25 protein-coding genes, 2 tRNA genes and 1 pseudogene are annotated in these 23,186 nt (G+C 32.0%); 14 read left to right on the top strand and 14 right to left on the bottom strand.

Going from position 1 to position 23,186, the window contains the following annotated elements; translation table 11 throughout:
* The first annotated feature begins 7 nt into the window (after window positions 1–7).
* The 12 genes from ACZ5LY_RS01685 (at window position 8) to ACZ5LY_RS01740 (ending at window position 9,740) form a co-directional block, all read left to right on the top strand.
* Window positions 8–430, top strand: a complete 423-nt coding sequence (locus ACZ5LY_RS01685; RefSeq protein WP_464577752.1) for an NADH-quinone oxidoreductase subunit B family protein — start codon at window positions 8–10, stop codon at window positions 428–430.
* Entirely contained in the window at window positions 423–2,033 is a 1,611-nt protein-coding gene (locus tag ACZ5LY_RS01690; RefSeq protein WP_013413704.1) for an NADH-quinone oxidoreductase subunit D-related protein, read from the top strand. Before ACZ5LY_RS01685 ends, ACZ5LY_RS01690 begins: the two co-directional genes overlap by 8 nt.
* On the top strand, window positions 2,023–2,991 hold the full coding sequence (locus ACZ5LY_RS01695) for a complex I subunit 1/NuoH family protein (RefSeq protein ID WP_013413705.1): 969 nt from the start codon (window positions 2,023–2,025) through the stop codon (window positions 2,989–2,991). The genes ACZ5LY_RS01690 and ACZ5LY_RS01695 overlap by 11 nt, the downstream gene beginning before the upstream one ends.
* Window positions 2,991–3,362, top strand: a complete 372-nt coding sequence (locus tag ACZ5LY_RS01700) for a 4Fe-4S binding protein (protein WP_013413706.1) — start codon at window positions 2,991–2,993, stop codon at window positions 3,360–3,362. Before ACZ5LY_RS01695 ends, ACZ5LY_RS01700 begins: the two co-directional genes overlap by 1 nt.
* On the top strand, window positions 3,347–3,790 hold the full coding sequence (locus ACZ5LY_RS01705) for a hypothetical protein (RefSeq protein WP_013413707.1): 444 nt from the start codon (window positions 3,347–3,349) through the stop codon (window positions 3,788–3,790). Before ACZ5LY_RS01700 ends, ACZ5LY_RS01705 begins: the two co-directional genes overlap by 16 nt.
* Window positions 3,787–4,077 carry a hypothetical protein gene (locus ACZ5LY_RS01710; RefSeq protein ID WP_013413708.1) on the top strand — a complete coding sequence of 97 codons (291 nt, stop codon included), beginning with the start codon at window positions 3,787–3,789 and terminating at the stop codon, window positions 4,075–4,077. Before ACZ5LY_RS01705 ends, ACZ5LY_RS01710 begins: the two co-directional genes overlap by 4 nt.
* Window positions 4,078–4,082: 5 nt before the next feature.
* Entirely contained in the window at window positions 4,083–5,768 is a 1,686-nt protein-coding gene (locus tag ACZ5LY_RS01715; RefSeq protein WP_464577753.1) for an NADH-quinone oxidoreductase subunit 5 family protein, read from the top strand.
* Window positions 5,765–7,078 carry a proton-conducting transporter transmembrane domain-containing protein gene (locus tag ACZ5LY_RS01720; RefSeq protein ID WP_464577754.1) on the top strand — a complete coding sequence of 438 codons (1,314 nt, stop codon included), beginning with the start codon at window positions 5,765–5,767 and terminating at the stop codon, window positions 7,076–7,078. The genes ACZ5LY_RS01715 and ACZ5LY_RS01720 overlap by 4 nt, the downstream gene beginning before the upstream one ends.
* Window positions 7,079–7,173: 95 nt before the next feature.
* Window positions 7,174–7,959, top strand: coding sequence for a 5'/3'-nucleotidase SurE (gene surE / locus ACZ5LY_RS01725; RefSeq protein WP_013413711.1), 786 nt, complete (start codon window positions 7,174–7,176; stop codon window positions 7,957–7,959).
* 2 nt (window positions 7,960–7,961) lie between these two features.
* Window positions 7,962–8,879, top strand: a complete 918-nt coding sequence (gene ilvE, locus ACZ5LY_RS01730) for a branched-chain-amino-acid transaminase (protein ID WP_013413712.1) — start codon at window positions 7,962–7,964, stop codon at window positions 8,877–8,879.
* Window positions 8,876–9,439, top strand: coding sequence for a DUF429 domain-containing protein (locus ACZ5LY_RS01735; protein ID WP_464577755.1), 564 nt, complete (start codon window positions 8,876–8,878; stop codon window positions 9,437–9,439). The genes ilvE and ACZ5LY_RS01735 overlap by 4 nt, the downstream gene beginning before the upstream one ends.
* Before the next feature lie 106 nt (window positions 9,440–9,545).
* Window positions 9,546–9,740: an ATP-binding protein gene (locus ACZ5LY_RS01740; protein WP_013413714.1), complete on the top strand. Its 195-nt coding sequence runs from the start codon at window positions 9,546–9,548 to the stop codon at window positions 9,738–9,740.
* Between the two features lie 33 nt (window positions 9,741–9,773).
* Here ACZ5LY_RS01740 and ACZ5LY_RS01745 read toward each other — a convergent pair whose 3' ends face one another.
* Together ACZ5LY_RS01745 and ACZ5LY_RS01750 are read right to left on the bottom strand one after the other, a co-directional pair.
* Window positions 9,774–10,871: an inositol-3-phosphate synthase gene (locus ACZ5LY_RS01745; RefSeq protein ID WP_013413715.1), complete on the bottom strand. Its 1,098-nt coding sequence runs from the start codon at window positions 10,869–10,871 to the stop codon at window positions 9,774–9,776.
* 12 nt (window positions 10,872–10,883) lie between these two features.
* A complete protein-coding gene (locus tag ACZ5LY_RS01750) occupies window positions 10,884–11,672 on the bottom strand; it encodes an MBL fold metallo-hydrolase (RefSeq protein WP_464577756.1) in 789 nt (262 codons plus the stop codon).
* Between the two features lie 29 nt (window positions 11,673–11,701).
* Here ACZ5LY_RS01750 and ACZ5LY_RS01755 point away from each other — a divergent pair, with 29 nt between their 5' ends.
* On the top strand, window positions 11,702–12,523 hold the full coding sequence (locus tag ACZ5LY_RS01755; protein WP_013413717.1) for a UbiA family prenyltransferase: 822 nt from the start codon (window positions 11,702–11,704) through the stop codon (window positions 12,521–12,523).
* Here the strand turns inward: ACZ5LY_RS01755 and ACZ5LY_RS01760 are convergent, their stop codons facing one another.
* The gene (locus tag ACZ5LY_RS01760; protein ID WP_464577757.1) at window positions 12,524–13,813 is read right to left on the bottom strand and encodes a TldD/PmbA family protein; all 1,290 of its coding nucleotides are present in this window, start codon (window positions 13,811–13,813) and stop codon (window positions 12,524–12,526) included.
* A gap of 76 nt (window positions 13,814–13,889) precedes the next feature.
* Between ACZ5LY_RS01760 and pscS the strand changes: the two genes are divergently transcribed.
* Window positions 13,890–15,023 (top strand): O-phospho-L-seryl-tRNA:Cys-tRNA synthase, encoded by a 1,134-nt coding sequence (pscS, locus tag ACZ5LY_RS01765; RefSeq protein ID WP_013413719.1) that lies wholly within the window; start codon window positions 13,890–13,892, stop codon window positions 15,021–15,023.
* Here pscS and ACZ5LY_RS01770 read toward each other — a convergent pair.
* The 11 genes and pseudogenes from ACZ5LY_RS01770 to rpoA2 form a co-directional block, all read right to left on the bottom strand.
* Window positions 15,005–15,089 (bottom strand) — tRNA-Ser (locus ACZ5LY_RS01770). The genes pscS and ACZ5LY_RS01770 overlap by 19 nt on opposite strands.
* A 1-nt stretch (window position 15,090) precedes the next feature.
* Window positions 15,091–15,176 (bottom strand) — tRNA-Ser (locus tag ACZ5LY_RS01775).
* 47 nt (window positions 15,177–15,223) lie between these two features.
* Window positions 15,224–15,532 (bottom strand): 30S ribosomal protein S10, encoded by a 309-nt coding sequence (gene rpsJ, locus ACZ5LY_RS01780; protein WP_013413720.1) that lies wholly within the window; start codon window positions 15,530–15,532, stop codon window positions 15,224–15,226.
* Window positions 15,533–15,571: 39 nt separating this feature from the next.
* Entirely contained in the window at window positions 15,572–16,810 is a 1,239-nt protein-coding gene (gene tuf, locus ACZ5LY_RS01785) for a translation elongation factor EF-1 subunit alpha (protein ID WP_013413721.1), read from the bottom strand.
* Between the two features lie 77 nt (window positions 16,811–16,887).
* A complete protein-coding gene (locus ACZ5LY_RS01790) occupies window positions 16,888–19,059 on the bottom strand; it encodes an elongation factor EF-2 (protein WP_048060667.1) in 2,172 nt (723 codons plus the stop codon).
* A pseudogene (locus ACZ5LY_RS01795) lies at window positions 19,039–20,229 on the bottom strand (LAGLIDADG family homing endonuclease); the annotation flags it as partial. The gene ACZ5LY_RS01790 and the pseudogene ACZ5LY_RS01795, both read right to left, overlap by 21 nt.
* Before the next feature lie 97 nt (window positions 20,230–20,326).
* A complete protein-coding gene (locus tag ACZ5LY_RS01800; RefSeq protein WP_013413723.1) occupies window positions 20,327–20,884 on the bottom strand; it encodes a 30S ribosomal protein S7 in 558 nt (185 codons plus the stop codon).
* A gap of 5 nt (window positions 20,885–20,889) precedes the next feature.
* Window positions 20,890–21,315, bottom strand: a complete 426-nt coding sequence (locus ACZ5LY_RS01805) for a 30S ribosomal protein S12 (RefSeq protein ID WP_013413724.1) — start codon at window positions 21,313–21,315, stop codon at window positions 20,890–20,892.
* Between the two features lie 11 nt (window positions 21,316–21,326).
* Window positions 21,327–21,758, bottom strand: a complete 432-nt coding sequence (locus tag ACZ5LY_RS01810) for a NusA-like transcription termination signal-binding factor (RefSeq protein ID WP_013413725.1) — start codon at window positions 21,756–21,758, stop codon at window positions 21,327–21,329.
* Between the two features lie 4 nt (window positions 21,759–21,762).
* Window positions 21,763–22,059: a 50S ribosomal protein L30e gene (locus ACZ5LY_RS01815; RefSeq protein ID WP_013413726.1), complete on the bottom strand. Its 297-nt coding sequence runs from the start codon at window positions 22,057–22,059 to the stop codon at window positions 21,763–21,765.
* Window positions 22,060–23,142: a DNA-directed RNA polymerase subunit A'' gene (gene rpoA2 / locus ACZ5LY_RS01820; protein WP_464578022.1), complete on the bottom strand. Its 1,083-nt coding sequence runs from the start codon at window positions 23,140–23,142 to the stop codon at window positions 22,060–22,062.
* Between the last annotated feature and the right edge of the window lie 44 nt (window positions 23,143–23,186).

A 23,186-nucleotide genomic window follows, 5' to 3' on the forward strand; every position in this document is an offset into this window, starting at 1 on the left:
GAAAAGCATGTGGTTATTTCATTTTAATAGTGGAGGGTGTAATGGATGTGATATAGAATTTGTTGCAGCTTTGACACCGTTGTATGATGTAGAAAGGATGGGAATTCAGCTTGTATCTTCACCACGTCATGCTGACATACTTGTTGTAACTGGCCCTGTAACACTTCAGTCTTTAAGCTCATTAAAACTCATATATGAGCAAATGCCTTCACCAAAATATGTAATTGCTGTGGGTAATTGTGCATGTGATGGATGTGTATTCAAAGATTCTTATAATGTTCTTGAAGGCGTAGATAAAGTATTACCAGTAGATGTTTACATTCCTGGATGTCCACCAAGTCCTCGAGCAATATTTAGAGTGTTACAGAGTATATATCATGGTAAACTAGTAGTAACAGGTGAGAAGGTTGGGGAAGAGGAAGTTGGATAATACTGTAGAAGTTCACCCATCAGAAATAAAAAATATGGCAGAAAAAACATTGAGGAAATATCCTCATTTAATAACTATAACACCCATACATTTAGATGAGGAGCTAAAAATTATTTATACATTTGATGATTTAAAAGGAAATTTAAAACATGTAATTACATATATACCTGTCAATTCTCCAAAAATAGATAGTATTACAGATGTAACTCCTGCAGCATTAGTATATGAGATGGAAACAAAGGATTTATTTGGAATAAAGTTCCAAAACTCTTATACATCTTCCAAACTAATTTTACCAGATTGTTATTCTGATAATTTACCTGCACCTTTACTCAAAACTACAAAATTAAAATCTTTAAGAGAAAAATTATCAAATCACTGTATTCAAAATGGAATAATTGATGTATCTACTGATGCAATAAAATATGAAGGTGAATCTATAGTAACAGTCCCATTTGGACCATATCATCCTGCATTGAAGGAACCAGAGCATTTTGCAATTGTTTTAAAAGGAGAAAAAGTTGTTGATGTATTTCCAAGGATTGGATATGCACATAGAGGAGTAGAAAAACTTTGTGAGACACGTCCCTTCCACGATGTTTTGTATTTGGTTGAAAGAGTATGTGGAATATGTAGTTTTGCTCATTCATGGGCATATACTCTCGCTGTAGAAGAACTTACTGGCATTAAAGCACCAAGAAGAGCAGAATATCTAAGGACAATAGTCGCTGAATTAGAAAGAATTCACAGCCATGTAATGTGGATTGGATTGCTAGGATATTGGGCAGGATTCGAAACAATGTTCATGTGGATATGGGGAATAAGAGAAAAAATAATGCATCTTTTAGAATTGATAACAGGGAATAGAGTCAATGCCTCTTTTATAACTATAGGAGGAACAGTAACAGATGTTTCAGAAGAAAAATTAAATGAAGTAAAAAAAGTTGTAAAGACATTTGAAGATTTTGCTGAGGAACTAATGGATGCTTTATTTTCATATGACCCTCTTGTTGAAAGAATGAAAAAAATTGGAGTTTATGATTCTAAAAAAGCTATTAAATATGGAGCAACAGGTCCAGTAATCAGGGCCACTGGTGTCCCTAATGACATACGAAAAATCGAACCATATGGTGCCTATGAAGAACTACCATGGGATGTAGTTACGAAGGATGGTGGAGATGTATTTAATGTAACAACTCTTAGAATGTACGAAGTTCTTGAATCCAGTAGAATAATTATAGAGGCTATAGAAAACATTCCTTCTGGAAATCCTACTCCAAAAAGATTTTTTTCTAGAAGAATAAAAGATGGAGAAGCAATAGGCCGTGTTGAAGCACCTAGGGGCGAATTATTTGATTATGTAATGGCAAAGAATTCTAAAAATCCATATAGAGTAAGAATAAGAACACCAACTTTTGCAAACTTGATTTTCACATCCAATCTGCTTAAAGGATCAACATTATCAGATGTACCTTTAATATTAACAACTATGGACCCTTGTTTCGCTTGTTTAGACAGATCCCTTGAACTTAAAAAATTATTTGAAAAAAGTGAAGTTGCCACCTATATAAAGCAGGCATGGAGGAACATGCATGGATTATAGTGTTTTTACATACACAATTTCCATTGTTATATTTTCATTCATTATGGCACCTATTATAGAATGGATAGAAAGAAAATTGGTGGCAAAAATCCAAAGAAGAGTAGGTCCATATTTCACAGGGCCTAAAGGATTCCTACAACCCTTCTATGATTTCTTTAAACTTCTTGGAAAGGAAGAAAATTTACCTGAAAATATGGATAAACTTGTTGCACATCTTGCAGTGTTACTAGCAGTTATATTACCAATATTTGGGATACTTTTTATCCCTATATTTTCTCCAGTCTCTCCTTATAATTTCCAAGGTGATTTTCTATTTATTTTGGTTATACTTTCATTTTTGGCATTCTCTATAGTTATGGCGGGTTTGGCCTCATTAACACCATTTACTGTTGTAGGGACTGGGAGACTAATAGTCCAATATTCAATGTATGAAGTGATATTAATAATTTCTCTATTTTTAGCTTTTGCGCAGGTGGGTGACTACTCAATCTCAGCAATTTTAAAATATCAAATTGCAAATTATCCATTGATATTAACACAACCCCTAACATTTTTTGTAATGATTTTTTCATTGTTGGCAGTATTAGAAGAACCACCATTTGATCTACCACATGCTAAGCAAGAAATTGTAGCTGGATGGAAGACTGAATATTCAGGCAGATTACTTGCTTTCATACTATTTTCAAGAAATTTAAAATTCCTCTATATTGCCTTAATAATTGTTACAGTGTTTTTAGCAGGAGGATATGGGCCAGGAATCAATAAATATGGATTTTTGTGGATCATTTATTTACTTATTAAATTATTGTTTGTAGTATTCCTAGTTACTTTTGTTAAAGCTATAGCAGTAAGAGTTAGAAGTCTGTATTTACCTAAAAATTTGTGGCTCAAGTTCATTCCCATTTTGATATTACAGCTCATAATAATAGGTGGACTTAAAACTCTGGGGGCAATATAATGAATAATATTTTGAGAATTGTAAAAGAAGCTGCCAAAAACTTGGGATCAAAGGTTTTTACACTTATACCTAAAGATATGGACGAAATAACAAAGAGATATTGGCTAGGTAGGCCAACTTTAATACCTGAGAAATGTAATGGCTGTTCTATTTGTGCCATTATGTGCCCTGTGAAAGCAATAAACATGGTTGTTGTAGGCGAAAGAGTAGTAGGTAAAAGAAAAGTACCTCTAAAAAATCCCAAATTTGATTACAACAGATGTATATACTGTGGCTTATGTTCGGAAGTATGTAAGTTTGGAGCTATAAAAATCAAAAAAGAGTCATCATATAGGATAATCATTGGTGATAGGTCATGTTATGTGAAATAATGTCAATTATTGGTTCAATTTTAATAATTTATGCATTGCTTGAACAAAAATTACCTAGGTTAATAGTTTCATTATTTGTTGGTTGTGTATTAATAGGAATTAGCATTGCATTATATACGTCAATACCAATTGGATTAATAGTCATTTTTTTATTTGGTGGTACTTTAGTTGCTTTATTATATTTAGCCGGATTAACTGTACCTACAATTAAGATAAAAAACTTGAAAGTTGCTGTAACTGCTATAGTTCTCACAATTGTTGTATTTACAAGTGTATCACTATTAATTTTAGCTAAGCATAAAATATTGGTCCTAACTACTCCTAGAGTTGAATGGCCTAAAATCACCGTTAATAATTTACTTGCATTAATGATAACATTGACAGCATCTTTTTATGCAATAGTAAGTATAATGGGTGGTAAATCATGAAACTCTTAGCATTTATACCTCCATTATTATTACTATATGGAGGAATGGCAACAATTCTATTTGGAAAAAATATTTTCAGATTGATTTTAGGGATATCAACTATAGAAATTTCAGTTATTTTGTTTGCATCTATTTTAATTAGTATGTTTGGGTTTTTACAGTGGATAATAATAATATCCGCGTCAGTGCTTGTTGCAAGCGAAGCAGTGCTTGTTGCATTTATTGTTTCATTATCTAAGAGAATCAAAATTAGAGAAATAGATGAACTGAAATCTCTGAGGTGGTAACTTTGATGAAAATTATATTATTATTGCTTATTATCATAAATTTACTAGCTTCTGGAGCTGTACTCTTATTAAATAGATTTAACAGAAGATATGTTGAGATCACTGCTATAATTTCAACCTCATTGTCATTACTGCTTTCAACAACTCTTCTATTTATTTTCACATGTCCAACAAAAATTCAAATTTTACCATATGTTAGTATTTTTGTTGATAAAACCTCAGCATTGTTAACATTAATTGTAAATTTAATAGGGACATTTGTGATTCTATATAGCATAGATTATATGAGAAAAGAAGTTGACTATGCCAGATTTTATTCATTGATGCTTCTCTTCATAGCTTCGATGACACATTTAATTTTAGCAGGAAATATACTCTACTTGTTGTTACATTGGGAATTAGTTGGGATTTGTAGTGCTTTACTCATAAGTTATTGGTGGGAAAGACCAGCTGCAAGAAGAGCAGGGATAAAAGCATTGATCATGACAAGAATTAGTGATATTGGATTAATGATTCTTGCAGTCATGGCAATTTTAGTAAATGCAACAGATATTTCTCAGTTTCAAAATATAGTTTTGTTAAATCCTACTTTATTATCTATATCCTCAATTATGATATTAATAGCTGCATTTGGTAAGTCTGCACAATTTCCTTTCCATACATGGCTACCAGACGCTATGGAAGGTCCTACACCAGTTAGTGCACTACTACATTCAGCTACAATGGTTAAAGCCGGTATATACTTAATCATGAGATTTCTACCATTAATATCTGCATTTCACTTCGCAAAGTTTTTATTAATAATTATATCTTTAATAACATTATATTTAGCATGCTTTGCAGGTTTAGTAAGTTATGGAATAAAAAGAGTTTTGGCTTATAGTACAATTAGTTCATTATCTTTAATGTTTTTAGCTTTGGCTTTAGGGGAATATATACTAGCAGCCATGTATTTCTTAACACACAGTATTTTCAAAACGTTATTATTTATGGTGGCTGGAATTATAGAGCATGACGTGGGAAAAGGAGATATGCGGGTCGCAAGAGGTTTATGGAGAAAAAACTTTAAATTGGAAGGAATAGTTTTTTTAGTAGGAGCTTTATGTGCAGCAGGGTTACCACCATTAGCCTCTGGTTTCATAAAGGAATGTATATTTGAAGGTTTGAATCTTGTTTTTGTAAGCTACATATATTATTTAATAGTCATTTCACTCTCAATATTGATGTCACTCTTCATGATGAGAGCTTTCGTCATAGTTTTCTTTGCATCGGGGAAAGAAACTAAAGTTAAACACATTTATGAACCATTTATGTATTTGCCAACAATACTTCTTTTTGTGTTTGTCTTCATCGTCTTTTTACCTTTAATTAAAATACCAAAATGGCTTGGAATTGAAGTAGAGTGGTTACATATAGATATAGGGATGCTAGTAGGAACTATAGTTGGTATATTACTTTCACTAACTTATTTAACTTCTAAAAAAGAAATTAGTGAAAAAATTAGGGAATTATTCAAGACGTCATTTTATCTAGATAAAGCATATGAAAATTTAGGTAATTTATTTAGCCAGGTAATAGTTAAATTAGCAGCAAAAATCCATACAGGTAGAGCTTCACAAGGCTTAATGGCTTTTTATCTGTTTCTGCTTGTATTGTTAATATTTATATTCATTAGAGGTGGTGCACTATGAATTTAGAAGGAATGGCAATTATGATAGCTATAATTGCAGTCATTGTTATCATGACAAGTAGAATTATTTGGAAAGAAAGGAAATTACTTCCACTATATATAGCAATTTTTATTTCAATAGTACAATTAGTATTATCTTTATATGCAAAAGGTGTTGCAGGACTATCTGGATCTACTGCAGCGTTTATTAGTATATTAAGCTTGTTAGTATCAATTACTACTGCCGAAAATATTGAAAGAAAAACTATGTTAGCTATTGGACTTATACTTTTTAATGCAGTCTCATTTCTTATCCCATATACCAATGACATTATAAGGTTGTTTATTTACTGGAAAACTCTCAGTTTTGTAATTTTAGGATCATTGAATATGAGGCATACTGAAGATGAATATGAAGCCAGTATAAAATATATTGTCATATGTGTAATAGCAGTGCTAGTTGCATTAGTAGGAATATTTATGGCAATACATGATGCACAAAGCACTAAAATTACTGATATTATCCATAAATCTTCATTTATTGCAAAAGTGCTTATAGTTGCGGGGTTAGCAGCTGAGGCAGCAATGTTTCCAATGTACTTCTGGTTACCTGATGTACATATGACAATGCTTCCACTTTTAGCTGTCTTACTAATGGGTGCTGCAACTCCTTCAACAACATATGTAGTTGGACATATTGCATCTACTAATATATTTACAAAAGAAATTGTAGGTATATTGGCAGTTATTACATCAATTATTGCTGCATTGGCAGCAACATTTCAAAAAAATATTAAGAGATTATTGGCTTACAGTACTTTATCACATTTTGGATACATGTTATTTGCATTTACAACTGGTGTGCCATTGGGAGTCCAATATGGAGCTTTACATATTTTAGCCCATGCTACAGTAAAAATACCAGCATTTTTAGTTGCATATCTAATGATAGAATATGTAGGCATGTACAGTGTTTCAGGCCTTAGGGAATTGGATGTTGATATCATAAGGTTTATAGTAATTACTTCAGCTATAGGACTCTTAGGCTTACCACCACTTCTAACGTTTTGGAGTGAAGTATTTATTTTCATTGCCTCTTATTCATTGGGAGGCATCTGGAAGCTACTTGCGTTAGCTTTCTTTATGGCAATATTGTTCTCTACAGGATATGCCTTTAAACTTATATATTCTTTCTCTAAAAGAAATGACAAAAAGGATGTAAAATTAAATAGAAAGATCGTTATTGCTTCTCTACCTTTAGCAATTGCTGTAGTCCTTTCAATAATATTTGGTATATTTCAAAGCAACATTATTATCTATTTCTTCCATTAATTTTTTATTAAATAAATGTTATAATAACTTTTTTAGCTAATTTATAGAATTATTCTTACTTTACAAAAAAACAGTTAAAAAGAGAGAGGTAGAACATGAAGCAGATACTTATAACAAATGACGATGGTGTAAACTCTTCAGGAATATTGGCAACAAAGGAGGCAGTAAAAGATTTAGGACGTTGTATAATAGTGGCTCCAACAACCCAACAAAGTGGAATTGGACATGCTTTATCATTATTTGAACCGATAAGAGTCAATACTACAATACTCAGAGATGGAAGTTGCGCATATGCAGTTTCAGGTACACCTACAGATGCTGTGATACTTGGAATATATGAAATAGCCAAAGGTAAAGTTGATTTAGTGATATCTGGGATTAATATTGGTGAAAATTTGGGTAAATCAGAGCTAACAACGTCTGGTACAATTGGAGCTGCAATGGAAGCTGCTGTACATGGAGTGCCAGCAATGGCTGTTTCATTACAAGTGGAAAAAAGTGATATAAAATTTCATGATGGCCATGTAGATGTTGACTTCACATATGCAAAAAAAATAACAAGAAAAATAGCTAAATTAATTTTAAAAAAAGGATTGCCAGATGGTGTAGATTTTATAAACATCAACATACCAGCAAAACCAAAAGATGAAGAAATTAAAATTACAAAATTAGGAAAAAGAATGTATAAAGTAAATGTTGAGAAAAGGCATGACCCAAGAGGAAGACCATACTATTGGATAAATGGAAAATCTGTACATAAGGATTTACCAGGAACCGATGTTTATGTTTTAAAAAATGAAAGAAAGATTACCTTAACACCCCTAAAACTTGATTTTACGGCAGATATTGATGCCACGAAAGAATGGTTGAAAGAGGTATGATTATGAACTTTGGAAAAGGAAAGATATGGTTCAATGGAGAATTTGTGGATTGGAAAGATGCAAAAATTCATGTTCTTTCACATGTTGTACATTATGGATCAAGTGTATTTGAAGGAATAAGATGTTACAAAAACAAAAAAGGGTCTGCAATTTTTCGTTTAGAAGATCATGTAAAACGATTATTTGAATCTGCAAAAATATACCGAATGGAAATCCCGTATTCTGAAGATGAAATTTGTGATGCAATAATAGAAACAGTGAAAATAAATAATCTAGAAGAGTGTTATATAAGGCCAATAGCATTCCGTGGATATGGTGAGTTGGGTGTAAATCCACAGAATTGTCCAGTAGAAGTAGCTATTGCAGCATGGGAGTGGGGAACTTATTTAGGGGAAGAAGCAATTAAAAATGGTGTAGATGTTTGTGTATCAAGTTGGAGGAGGATGGCTCCAAATACGCTTCCAAATATTGCCAAAGCTGGAGGAAATTATCTGAATTCACAACTTGTTAAGATGGAAGCAATAGCAAATAATTATGACGAAGGAATAATTCTTGATTACCAAGGATTTGTAAGTGAAGGCAGCGGTGAAAATATTTTCATTGTAAAGGATGGGATTCTTTATACACCTCCTGTCCATTCATCAATATTGATAGGTATAACAAGAGACACTGTCATGAAGTTGGCAGAGGATATAGGTATAGAGGTTAGAGAAGAAAATATACCTAGAGAAATGTTATATATTGCTGATGAGATATTTCTTACAGGTACTGCAGCAGAAATAACCCCAATACGCTCTGTAGATGGAATAACTATCGGGAATGGCAAAAGAGGTCCTATAACTAAAAAATTACAGAAAGAATTTTTCAAAGTAATAAATGCAGAGGTTGAGGATAAATATGGTTGGTTAAGGTATATATGATAATTGGTGTAGACCTTGCTGGAAAAGACAAAAATGCGAGTGGAATTGCAATTTTAAACAAAAATAACATATATACAACTGAAAAATATTATGATAATGAAATCATTGAAATATGTAAAAAAGCTCGAATAGTAGTTTTTGATGCACCGCTTTCACTTCCAAAAGGCAGATGTTGTCTTGAAATAAATTGTGAATGTAGTAAATTTGGACATTTCAGGAAATCAGACATTGAAATTAGAAAGTATGGTAAAGTTCTTCCTCTTACTTTTAGAGGCATGAAAAAACTTGTGTTTAGAGCTATAAAACTAAAAAACATTATAGAGTCCTTAAATAAAAATACTTGTGTTATAGAGACTCATCCAAATACTGCAAAGAAAATGATAGATGTTTCTATTTTAAAGAGATTTAAAACAAATAAAAAAATTAGTAAAATGACTATTCATGAGTTTGATGCAATGATAGCTGCTATAGTCGGGTATTTTTATAAAAAGAAAAAGTATATTGCTTTAGGAGATAAAAATGAAGGAACAATCATACTTCCAAAACTTACATCTCCATAATTATTTTTCAGTTAATAGCAAGTTTTATATAGTAGTTAATGAGTATTAATAATTGGTATTTTTATCTTCCTATGCTTTAAAAAAATTTTCAAAAGGAGGTGGAGTCATGAGTAAAATAACAATTGACTATGATAAATGTGATGGGCCAGATTGTGCAGAGTGTGTAGATGTTTGTCCAATGGAAATTCTAGTTATAGAAGGAGACAAAGTTGTTGCTAAAAATACTGAAGAATGCAATGAATGTATGGTTTGTATGGATGTATGTCCAAATGAGGCCATCACAGTAGAACCAGAAGAATAAATAAGGAAAGCCCCTTTAAAGTTTTTTAAATGATTACCTCTCTAATTCTCCCTTTATAAATTTATCAACCATTTCTGCAGCCTTTTCATCATCTATTTGTTTTGGAGGATGTTTCATAGTATAAGCAGAAATTGATATGAGTGGTCCTCCTATTTTCCTATCTAATGCCAATTTACAACATCTTATTGCATCAATAGCACTCCCTGCTGAATTTGGAGAATCTTCAACACTTAAACGTAATTCTAGATCTATAGGAACATCTCCAAATATTTTACCTTCCATCCTTAAAAAGCAAATTTTATTGTCTTTTAACCAGGGAACATAATCACTAGGACCAATATGAATGTTTTCAGGCTCCAATCTGTTTTTACCAAGTATTGATTGTACTGCCTCTGTTTTTGATTTTTTCTTAGAATCCAATCTTTTATGGTTTAACATGTTTAGAAAATCTGTATTTCCTCCTATGTTCAACTGATAAGTTCTTTCTAATTTCACACCTCTTTTTTTAAATAAATTTGCAAGTGCTCTATGTGTTATAGTAGCACCTATTTGAGACTTTATATCATCGCCAACAACAGGTAGGTTATTTTTTTCAAATTTTGCAGCCCATTTTGGATCACTGGCTATAAACACAGGTATATTATTTATAAAACCTACTCCTGCCTCTATTGCACATTGTGCATAATATCTACTAGCCTCTTCAGAACCTACTGGTAAATAATTTAACAATATTTCAGCTCCAGAATCTTCCAAAACTTCAGTCACATTCACAGGTTTTTCATCTGCCACAACAAAAGTAAATTTTTCATCATAATTGTACATATGTTTTGCAACACCATCCATCACAGGCCCCATGCAAACTTCAACACCTAATTTTGGAATATCATCATAAAATATTTTTGTACAATTTGGTGGTGAAAAAATAGCTTCGCTAACATCTTTTCCTACTTTTCTTTTATCTATATCAAATGCTGCCACAATCTCTATATCTCCTGGTTTGTATCCACCTATATCCCAATGCATCAATCCTACACAATCTTCTTCTCCTTTATTTCTATAATAATAAATGCCTTGGATTAAAGCACTCGCACAATTGCCTAAGCCAGCTATGGCAACCTTTATTTTACTCACATGAAACACCTGCTATATGTTTATTGTTAAACCTGTTTGTAGTTTCATTACATTATCTATTTTTGATTTTAAAACATTATATGCATTTTCACCAGTGCAATGCCCTGTGTAGATCATCTGTATTGGGTATTCTGAAAGTTTATCAGCAATAAACTTTATTTTTTCTGTACTTAAATTTATCATGTGAAAGCCTCCTATGAGAAGTTTTATAGTTTTATTCCCAAAATGTCTATAGGCAGTATCTACAATATTTAAGATCCCGTTGTGTGAACATCCAGTTATAATTGATATCCAATTTTTTTCTTCTATGACTAAAAATAATTCATGGGAAAAATCGTCAAGTATCAAGTTTTTATTTGATTTTTTATATAAAGGTTCTTTATACTGGGGAAACTTTTTATTTATTTCAGTTATTACATGAATATTTCCAAAACTTTTGTTTTTACTGAGGAATTTTATTCTTTTTTCTTTTTCAATGTTTAGACCAATTTCTCGCCAGCTCCCATCATCTTTTGCATAATATTTATTTACAGCCTCTTTTTTTAAATAAACATTGGCTTTTTGATTTTCCTTTAGAAAATATGGAAGTCCCCCACCATGATCATAATGTCCATGGGAAATAAATGCAATATCTACATCCCTAATATCTATACCCAATTTTCTAGCATTTACAAGAAACAAGTCTGTTGCACCCATGTCAAAAAGTATATTTTTGTTTGAATAAATGTGTAAAGATAAACCATGTTCGGCTTTAAAATTAACATCTATACTACTATCTTCCACCAGACATGTTATTTGCATATTTTTCACCTTTAAGGAGGGGTTAATTTATGAATGTGTACATTGAAATATTAAGACCTATTAACGCTCTTATGGCCACAATAGCAGTAATTATAGTCGCCATAATATCAAAAAATTTTGGATTTAATGTAATTTTAGGATCTTTAATAGTTTTTTTAGTTACGGGTGCTGGAAACGTTATTAACGATTATTTTGATCGTGAAATAGACATGATAAATAAACCAAATAGACCAATTCCTTCTGGAAGAATAAAAGCTAAAATAGCTTTAATATATTCTCTTGCATTATTTTTAATTGCTGTATTTCTTTCATTCTTATTAAGACCTATAATCACCTTCATTGTTATTGTAGCAGAAGCTTTATTAATACTTTATGCTTATAAATTAAAAAGAAAATGCTTAATAGGTAATGTTGTTGTTTCATTTTTAACATCTTTAACATTTATTTTTGCTGGCATAATTGTTAATTTATTTTTAACCTCATTTTATATAGCAATTTTTGCATTTTTAATGACAATGGCTAGAGAAATTGTAAAAGATATAGAAGATATAGAGGGTGATAAAGTAATGGGAGCCAAAACTATGCCAATAGTTTATGGAACTGAAATTTCAGGAAAGACTGCAGCAATATTGATTATTTTGACGGCTTTACTTAGCCCTGTTCTTTATTTATTAAAAATATTTGGTAATCTATATATCCTATTTTTATCTTTTGCAATAATTTTATTCCTAAAATCCGCATTTGATATTTTTAAAAAACAAGATAAAAAAACTGCTAGGCAAACATCTAAATATCTTAAAATTGGAATGATAATAACATTTCTTGCATTTATAGCCGGTAGTATTGCATAATTAAGCAGTTATATGAATATCTTTTACATAAAACTTAGGTATTATAAATGGTCCAATTTGTCTAATTTTGGATTTTATGGCATTTAATTTTTTTAACATTGAAAAAACATTTCCAAATATCATTATATCTTTTATTGGATATTTTATTTCACCATTTTCAATTAAAAACGCATTATTAGCTTTGACAGAAAAATCTCCTGATATTGGATTTGCAGTATGAGCTCCTAATACATCATATACCAATATTGCTCTTTTGATCTCTGACATTTTTATTTTTTCTTCAAAATCAAAAATTAAATTTGTAGGTGAAACTTTAGGTGTTTCTGAAAATGAAGATCTTAATCCGTTCCCAGTACTTTTTTTGTTTTCTTTTTTTGCAGTGTAAAGATCATACATAAATCCTTTTAAAATTCCTTTTTTAATCAATGTTGTATTTTGGGATGGGACACCCTCATCATCAAAAGATGACGAATTAATACCTTTATCAACGATGCCATTATCATATACAGTAAGATTTGACGTTGTAACTTTTTGATTAATTTTATTTGCAAATATAGATCTTCCTCTTTGCACATTATCTGAATTTAAAGCATTTACTAATGGATCTAAAAGAGAAGATGCAGCATGATAATCGAAAACAACGTCTATATTACAAGTTTCAAAACTTTTAGGTTTTAAAGACTCAATTGCAATGTTACAAGCTCTTTCAGCAATTTTTGGATCTAAATCCATCATCCTTGATGAATCAGACTCATGTGCACTACTTTTATTTTCATTTCCAGTATTAACAGATAGATATGCTGAAAAGGTCGTGGATTTTTCATAACATTCAACATCATTTGAATTCACGATCGTCACTTCATTAAGAGATGCTGAAAATCCTCCTGTCACCAAATTACAATTTTTTTCTTTACATATTTCTATCATTTCTTTTACAAACTCATATTTAATTTCATCTTCAAAAAATTTTGGATCATATATGTTTTCAGGCTTTTTATATTTAGATGGTTTTGCAAAATTAAAATTTTTATCTTTTACATTGGAGTTAGCATTTTTCACACAATTTTCTATCATTTTATCTATCTTTTTAATATCTGAGGTATATGAAAATCCTAATTTGTTATTTTTGATTATTCTTAATCCAATGCCAAAGCTAGAACCTTCCCAAGATAAATCAATCTTGTTGTCTCTAATTTGTATTTCCTGGCTTTTTCCTTTTTCTAAAAAAACTTCTGCATCATCTGCATAAATCATGGCCTTTTTTAAAATTTCATCTGCTAATTCTATCATCATGACACCCTATAATTTTTAATAACAATAAAACTATAATAAAATATAAAATCTTCTAAATTTTTGGAGGAATGTTATGAAATATTGCGCTGAACAAAGACTTGCTAAAAAAAGCCTAAATATTAATCCAATACAAAGAGGAGGAATATTAACACCAGAAGCTAAAGTTGCATTACATGAGTTTGAGGATGGGTATAGTGTATGTGACTATTGTGAAGGAAGATTAGATAAGATAAATAAACCACCTATCCATGAGTTTCTAGAAGAATTTTCAAAGTTTATTAATGTTGACATTGTTAGGCCTACTCATGGCGCTAGAGAAGGTAAATTCATAGTTATACATTCTCTTTGTGAAGAAGGGGATAAAATAGTTGTAGATGGAAATGCTCACTATACAACATATGTGGCTGCCGAAAGAAATAAAACAGATACTATTGTTGTTCCACATAGTGGATATCCTAATTATGAAATAAAGGTTGAGAAATGGAAAGAAACATTAGACAACGTACTAGACAAATATGACAATGTTAAACTTGCAATTTTAACACATGTGGATGGAAATTATGGAAACCTTACAGATGCTAAAAAAATTGGAAAGATTTGTAGGAGGAAAGGAATACCTCTTTTACTTAATTGCGCATATACGATGGGAAGAATGCCAATAAATGCAAAAAAATTAAAAGCAGATTTTGTTGTGGGAAGTGGTCATAAAAGTATGGCAGCCTCAGGACCCATTGGAATACTTGGATTGAGTGAAGAATGGGAAGATGAAATACTTCGCAAATCAAAAAAATATCCAAATAAAGAAATTGAACTTCTTGGTTGTACAAGCCGCGGTGCGCCTATAGTAACTTTAATGGCATCATTTCCACATGTAAAAGAAAGAGTGAAAAACTGGGACCAAGAAGTTAAAAAAACACGTTATTTTGTTAAAGAAATGGAAAAAATAGAAGGAATAAAACAACTTGGTATAAAACCAAAGATGCATGATTTAGTAAATTTTGAGACACCTATATTTGAAAAAATAAGTAAAAAACATCCAAAAAAAGGTTATTTCCTCTATCACGAATTAAAAAAGAGAAATATTACTGGTGTAAAGCCAGGATATACAAAAACACTTAAATGTAGTGTATATAGGATGGATAAAGAACAAATAGATTATATAATTAATTCATTTAGAGAAATAGTTGACGCCGGGATTGGGATTTGAACCCAAGATGAGCATTGCTCAACAGGATTTCGAATCCTGCGCCTTACCTGGCTAGGCTATCCCGACACGCCGGGGCTGGGATTTGAACCCAGGAGGGGCGTATGCCCCACGGGATCTCAAGTCCCGCGCCTTACCTGGCTAGGCTACCCCGGCATCTATTAATTATCTACTAAATTTCTAATATTTAAGTATTAACCTTCTTAACCTTTTAATTCTATCTCTATATTTACGTTATCAGGCACGCTGACTTTCATTATTTGACGCATAGTTCTTTCATCTGCTTCAACAGTTATAAGTCTTTTATGTATTCTCATTTCCCACTTTTCCCAAGTAGCACTGCCTTCACCATCTGGTGATTTTCTTGTAGGCACTACTAATCTTTTTGTAGGTAATGGTATCGGCCCTGACATTTCAGCTCCAGTTCTCTCTGCTATTTTTTTGACTTGTTCACATACATATTCTAATTTTTTTGGGTCTGTCCCTGTTAATTTAATTCTTGCCTCTTGCATAAAAAAATCCTCCAAAAAAATTAATTAAGGGAAAGGGGATTATCTTGGAACTACGTCTATACACATTCCTGCTGCAACAGTTTGACCCATGTCTCTAATTGCAAACCTACCTAACTGAGGAATATCTTTAATCTTCTCAATTACCAGTGGTTTGGTTGGTTTAACTTTTACTACTGCAGCATCGCCAGTCTTTAAAAAGTCAGGATTTTCCTCTTGTACTTCACCTGTTGCTGGATTTATCTTTTGTTTTAATTCTGTTAAGGTACAGGCTACTTGTGCTGTGTGACAATGGAAAACTGGTGTGTATCCTACAGTTATTGCACCCGGATGCTGTAAGACAACTATTTGGGCTGTAAATTCTTTTGCAACAGTTGGTGGTGAATCTGTGTGCCCTGCTACATCTCCTCTTCTTATATCATCTTTTCCAACGCCTCTGACATTGAAACCTATGTTGTCTCCGGGTTCTGCTTTTTCCATTGCTTCATGATGCATTTCAATAGATTTTACTTCTCCACTAACACCTGGTGGTTCAAAAACAACTGTGTCACCAACTTTTAAAACACCCGTTTCTACTCTTCCAACAGGGACTGTTCCAACACCAGTAATTGAATAAACGTCTTGTACAGGTATTCGTAATGGTAAATCAATTGGCTTCTCTGGTGGCTTTAATGTATCTAATGATTCTAGAAATGTTGGTCCATCGTACCATCCCATATTTTCGCTTTTTTCAGTTATATTGTCTCCTTTAAATGCTGAAAGAGGTACAAATGGTATTTCATCTGGTTTGTAACCTACAATTTTAAGTAGGTCACTTACTTCTTTCTTCAATTCTTTAAATCTACCCTCATCGTAATCCACTAAATCCATTTTATTAATTGCAACTATTAATTGGTTTATACCTAAAGTCCTAGCTAAAAATACATGTTCTTTTGTTTGTGGCATCACTCCATCATCTGCAGCTACTACTAACACTGCTGCATCTGCTTGGGATGCACCTGTAATCATGTTTTTTACAAAGTCCCTGTGTCCAGGACAGTCAACTATTGTAAATTCATATTTATCTGTTTCAAATTTTGCGTGTGCTAAATCAATTGTTACTCCTCTTTCTCTTTCTTCTCTTAATTTGTCCATTACATATCTAAATTTATCTTCTCCTTCACCTAACTTTTGTTCTGAAATCACTCCAGTTTTAAGTAAAAGGTGGCCAACCAATGTAGATTTTCCATGATCTACATGTCCAATGAAAGCCAAATTAATGTGTTCCTTTTCTTTAGCCACAGTCTAACCTCCCTTAAACTTTGTTTTGTTTTTCTTGTTAATTCATGAAGTTTATATATCTTTTGGTTTATAAAAAATTATTGTAGGTAATGATCAGCATCAAATGGTTCTGGAGATAAACCTTTCCTAGTCCTTATTTCTTTAATGACTTTTTCTTGCAGTTCATCTGGTAATTTTTTAAATCCAGCATTTTCTGTTGACCATAGACATCGACCCTCTGTAGCTGACCTTATAGCTCCCGCAAATCCAAACATTTCGGCTACCGGCACTATAGCTTCTATTAACATTATGTCTCCTTCTTGGTTCATGTTAACTATTTGACCTCTCCTATTTTGAAGTTCGCGTGTTGCATTTCCCATATAATCATGAGGGACATTTATAAATACTTTTTGTATTGGTTCTAAAAGTATAGGATCTGCCATCATCATTGCAGCATAAATTGCTCTCCTCACAGCAGGCATTACTTGTGCAGGACCTCTATGTACAGGATCTTCATGGATCTTAGCATCTACAAGTTTAACTTTGATTCCCATTATCTTTTCATTAGCTAACGGTCCTTTATCCATTGCTTCTCTAAACCCTTTTATCAGTAATTCTCTAACTTCATCTAGATACTGAATACCTCTAGTCATATTTATAAACAAATTTTTCTCATAAACATCCCAAACTCTTTTTGCTTCATCTTTATCTAGACCTGCCTCAATGAATTTTTTAGTCATTTCTTTTCCTCTTACTTGACCTTCTTTTATTTTACCTTCTGCAATTGCATTAAACACAGATTCTTCAAGTGGTTCTACTGTTATGTAAAATCTGTTATGTTTATTTGGGGATTTACCTTCGACAGGCCCTGCTTCACCAGTTACTGTTTCTCTATATACAACAATTGGCTCTGAAGTTTCAATGTCCACACCTTTTTCTTTTATACGATGTGCAATAACTTCAAGGTGTAATTCACCCATACCTGAAACAAGGTGTTCACCAGTCTCTTCATTAATTTCTACACTGATTGTAGGATCCTCTTTAGCCATTTGTCTCAAAACTTCAATTAATTTTGGTAAATCTTTTGTATTTTTAGCTTCCACTGCCACAGTAACCACAGGTTCTGAAATATGTTCAAGTGATTCAAATGCTTTTATCTTCCTCTCGCTATCACAAATAGTTTCACCTGCAAGTGCATTTTTTACGCCAGTTATCGCAACAATGTTGCCTGCTGGTACTTCCTCAGTATTTAACCTTTCTGGTCCCATGTATACTCCAACTTGCTGTACTCTTGACTTACTTTGTGATGAAACAAGATATACTTCTTTTCCTTTCTTTATAGTACCACTATATATCCTACCTGTTGCTATCTCACCAGCATGTTTGTCTATTCGTACATCAGTGACCATAATTGCTAATGGACCTTCTGGATCTGTGTTAAGCATTGCTTGTCCTTCTTCACTTTCAATATCACCAGACCATATTTTTGGTACTCTGTATTTTTGAGCCTCTTTAGGACTTGGAAGATGTTTGACAACCATCTCTAAAACTACTTTATGTAAAGGAACTTTTTTAGCTAATTCATCTTGTTTTCCTTCTTTACAATATCTTATGATGTCATTGAAGTTTATCCCTGTCTTTTTCATCATTGGTACATTTATTGCCCATTTGTAGTATGCAGAACCAAATGCGACGCTACCATCTTCTACACGAACTTGCCATTTATTTTTAAATTCTTTAGGAGCCATATTACGAATTAATTTATTTACATCAGTTATAATCTTAACAAATCTTTGTTGTAATTCCTCAGGGCTTAATTTAAGTTCATTGATTAATCTATCAACTTTATTTATGAATAAAATTGGTTTAACATTCTCACGAAGTGCTTGTCGTAATACTGTCTCTGTTTGAGGCATTACACCTTCCACTGCGCAAACTACGACTATAGCACCATCTACAGCTCTCATAGCCCTTGTTACATCTCCTCCAAAATCTACATGTCCAGGAGTATCTATTAAATTGATTAAGTATTCTTCATTGTTGTACTTATGGACCATAGAGATGTTTGCAGCATCGATAGTTATTCCTCTTGCTTGTTCTTGTTCATCAAAATCTAAGAATAATTGTTCTCCTGCTAATTCAGCAGAAATCATTCCAGCGCCTGCTAGTAAGTTGTCTGATAATGTCGTATTATGTACAATTACACCATTTGCTACAAAATTATGATATTTCTCTACTGTTAAATCATAGACATATTTTTCGTCGTTGATTCTGTTTATTTTCTTAACTTTCACATAAGAAACATCGTCACAAACTAATGGTTCTAAATCTTTCACATTTTTACTTTCTAAATTGTTGAAGATGTTTCGTAATTCATGTTTTGATATGCTTGTTTTATCTTCATTAATTATTTCTGAGATTTCTCTTGAGACTGGAATGTGGTCAATTTTTGAATCTATATTTTTCTTTAATAATTTGTTAAATTCTTTCTTCTTGTTAATGTCTGAAAATCCTATCTTCTTAAATCTGGTTAAAGAACTTTTACCTGTTATACACAACGTTCCATTATTTTCATTTATGGATGCTATATCAAACTTATAGAGTAGTAATTGCAGTCTCTTTATAAATTCATTGTCAGATGAAATATAGATTCCATTATTTTTCACTATACCTCTAGTATCTACATACCCTCTTATAAATGAAGAGATATATTTCTTAGGAGAAGTTTCTATGAATTTCCATGTAAATAAAGTATCTACAACTTTCTTAAATATTGATATATTTTTTAATTTTGTATTACCGCCAGCTTTAACAATACCTGCTAAATAATAAAATTTTGTGAATTCTTCAGTTGAATCTGGCAATCTTAATTTTTCACCATCACTAAATAATTCTTCATGTGAAATCCATTCTATATTATCATATCTTTTATCTTTTAAAAAACTTAATTTACAGGTGTCCCCATTGACACAAGCAATGAATCCTTCATCTTTAGATAAAATCTCAATAATCTTCTTTTTCAATTCTTCATTAGTTAAATCTTCATGATAAAGTTTCCTTGCAACGACTATATAATCGCCTTTCTTGATTTTGTCTGCTCTTTTCTCTATTATACCTTCTTCATTGTCAAACACAAGGAATTTATGTTCGGGCGTTGTTTTTATTTTATTTCCATTTTCTAAGTGAAGTTCAACTAATGGATCTGTCTTCTTTAATTTCCATAGATGCGTTACTTTCCCTTTTACAATTTTATTTTCTTTTTTATCTAAGCTACTTACATGTATTCCAAATCCATCAACGTCTATTACTTTTTCATTTTTTTCTTCTTTGATGATCCTTCCCTTATTTTCAAATTTTTTAAATAATTCTGATGCCTTAACATTTTCTCCTGTTGCAAGAGATATTAAACTGTCTCCTGCTACACATTTACCATGATCGATGTGAGCAACTATTCCAATGTTTCTAATATTATCTGGTTTATGCATTAATTCTTTGATTTTATTAATCATTCTAGCACGTCTACTCAAAATAATCACCTTATCTAGCAGATCTTGCTATTCTTTCTTTTTCTTCTTTTTTCTGTACAGCAAAACTTCTTGTGTCATTATTGGCAGCTAAAATTATTTCATCTGCTAAACATTCTTCAATGGATTTTTTACTTTTAAATGATGATTGTAATGCACCTTTAGCAATGAACATTAAAGCTAAATCTAATCTTCTTTGAGGAGCGACATCTACAGCTACTTGATAAGCTATACCTCCATACTTAACTCTTGTTGTTTCTTCTCGAGGAGCAGAATTTTCAATTGCATCTACGAGTACCTGTATTGGATTCTTTTTTGTTCTCTTTTCTATTATTTCAAAAGCTTTCTTAACGATATTGTATGCTTTATTTTTTTTACCTGTGTTTCTAGCGGTTCTCATCATTTTATTTATTAATCTTTCAACTATTGGAACTTCAGCTTTTCCAAATCGTTTCTTAGCATGTCTTCCCATTGTATGTGGGACCAAAACTTTTTTTAATGATATATATCTAGCTAATCCCATATCTCTCACTTTAACTTCCTTAGGATCCCATCTTTCATATAGAAACATCTTAATTACCTCACTGGTTTTTCTTTTCTACCTCTAACTAATTCTTGCAATGAAACTCCATTGACTTTAACGACTTTCCATCTTACTCCAGGTATATCACCCATCGCTCTTCCTTCTGGTCCTCCTATTCCTTCCACTATCACCTCATCATGTTCATCTATGTAATTGATAGCACCGTCACCTGGAGCAAAAGCTGTTATTTGTTTTCCATTTTTGATTAGCTGCACTCTTACACATTTCCTAATAGCTGAGTTTGGCTGTTTTGCTTCAATTCCTACTTTTTCGATGACAATGCCTCTTGCTTGAGGTGCCCCCTCTAAAGGATCTGCTTTAACATCTAAACGTAACATCCTTCTCTTATAATGTTTATCTTTCCATCTAAATTTTTTTCTGTTTGCTTTGAGTTTTCTGGCTGCAAATAGCCCTGGCATTTTTACTCCTCCTATTTCACTATTATGTTACTTATGTTGTGATGTCTCTTTGCCAGTATTTTAGCTCTTTTAATATTTTGGCCACCTTTACCTATTATAATTCTTTTGTTTCTTGCATCGGCCTTAACTGTAGCTATTTTTTCACCATTTTCTTTTTGTAAAATTCTTATACTTTTTAATTTAGCGGGAGATAAGATGTTTGAAATAAATTCCACTGGATCGTCAGAATGTTCTAAAACTTCGACACCTTTATCTAAGGTTTTCCTAACTTTAGCTATAGTACTACCTCTTCTACCTATTGCTAATCCCATATCTCCTTTTTTTACTAAAAACGTTACTTTTCCACGTTTTTCATCTATAATACAATCTTTTACTGCAGCACCAGTTAGGCTTTCAAACAAGGCTATATATCTTATTTCATCTGTTGTGAATTTTATTGTCACGTGTTTACCCCACCATTTCTAGTATTGGTGAATCACCAGGATCTTTAATAAGTAAAGCTGCAACAGTAAATGGTTTACCACATACAGCACCTAACTTTACACTACTTCCATTATATATGTATACAGGTATATTTGAAAGTTTTGCATAATATTTTACATCTTCCATGATTTCATCTGGTGCATTTTTAGCAACTATAACTAATTTACCTTTACCTAATTTTAAGTTTCTTATTGTTTCCTTAGATCCTAATATCACTTTTCCTGTATCTACCGCCATTCTTATGGATTTTTCGACGTCCATTTATTTCCTCCTTCCATAATTCTTTTTCATTACTACTTTAATAGATCCTGTACCTAATGGTATAGGTTGCCCAACAATTACATTTTCAGTTATACCTGCAAGACGGTCCTTTTCTCCCCGCATACTTGCTTGAAGTAGATGTTTACTAGTTTCCTCAAATGCAGCTCTTGCAAGTACACTTGCTTTTTCACCACTCACACCATGTCTACCAATTGGTTTAACAGTGCCGTCTGATGTCATTAAATCTGCCACTAACATTATATGTCTAATATCCACAGTTAAACCTTGTTCTTCTAGTGTGTTCTTTGCTTCCCTTATTATTGCATTTCTTGCAGCTTCAATTCCCAATACTTTCTCAATTTCATGTATGTCATTTGTGGTTGTTCTAGTTTTGTCCACGCCATCCATTTTCAAAATTTTAGAAAGATTAGATCCCTCAGTAACTACTACAAATTCATCTTCTTCTTTTCTTATAACTGCCTTAGTAATATCTTTTATACCGCTTACATGTAATTTTCTAACTTTATCTGCAAGTAATCTTAAACTTCTTATTGTAGCTTGTCTGGGCTTAAATTTCAATTTATTTCCATTTATCTCTACATCTTTAAATGTCTTTTTTATTTTTTCCATTATTTTTTTATAATCTAATCCTCTATCTTTTATTTTTTCTTCATCTATTTCTGCATTTACACACATTTCAATATAATCAACACTAAAGTTCTTTAATACATCCTCAAGGTTTGTTCTGATAATATTGTTACTGAAATTCTTTACAAATTCTTCATCATTTTTCTTATCATCTTCAAAATAAATTGTCATTATAGGTGTTGATATTTTTTTTCTGGCATCAACAATTTCTATCAATCTAGGGAGACCAAGGGTCACATTAACTTCAGCTACTCCTGCATAATGAAACGTACGCATTGTCATTTGTGTTCCAGGTTCTCCAATAGATTGTGCAGCAACCGTACCTACTGCTTCACCTTCCTCAACTTGTGCATTTTTGTATCGTTCTTTGGTTTTTTCTATAAATTCATCGATTTCTTCTCCTTCCAGTTCATATTTCTTTATTGTTTCTATCATATCATTTATGAGCTTTTCTGGAAGTTCATCGCTGCACTTTTCCT

This window comes from Methanothermus sociabilis (assembly GCF_055392295.1).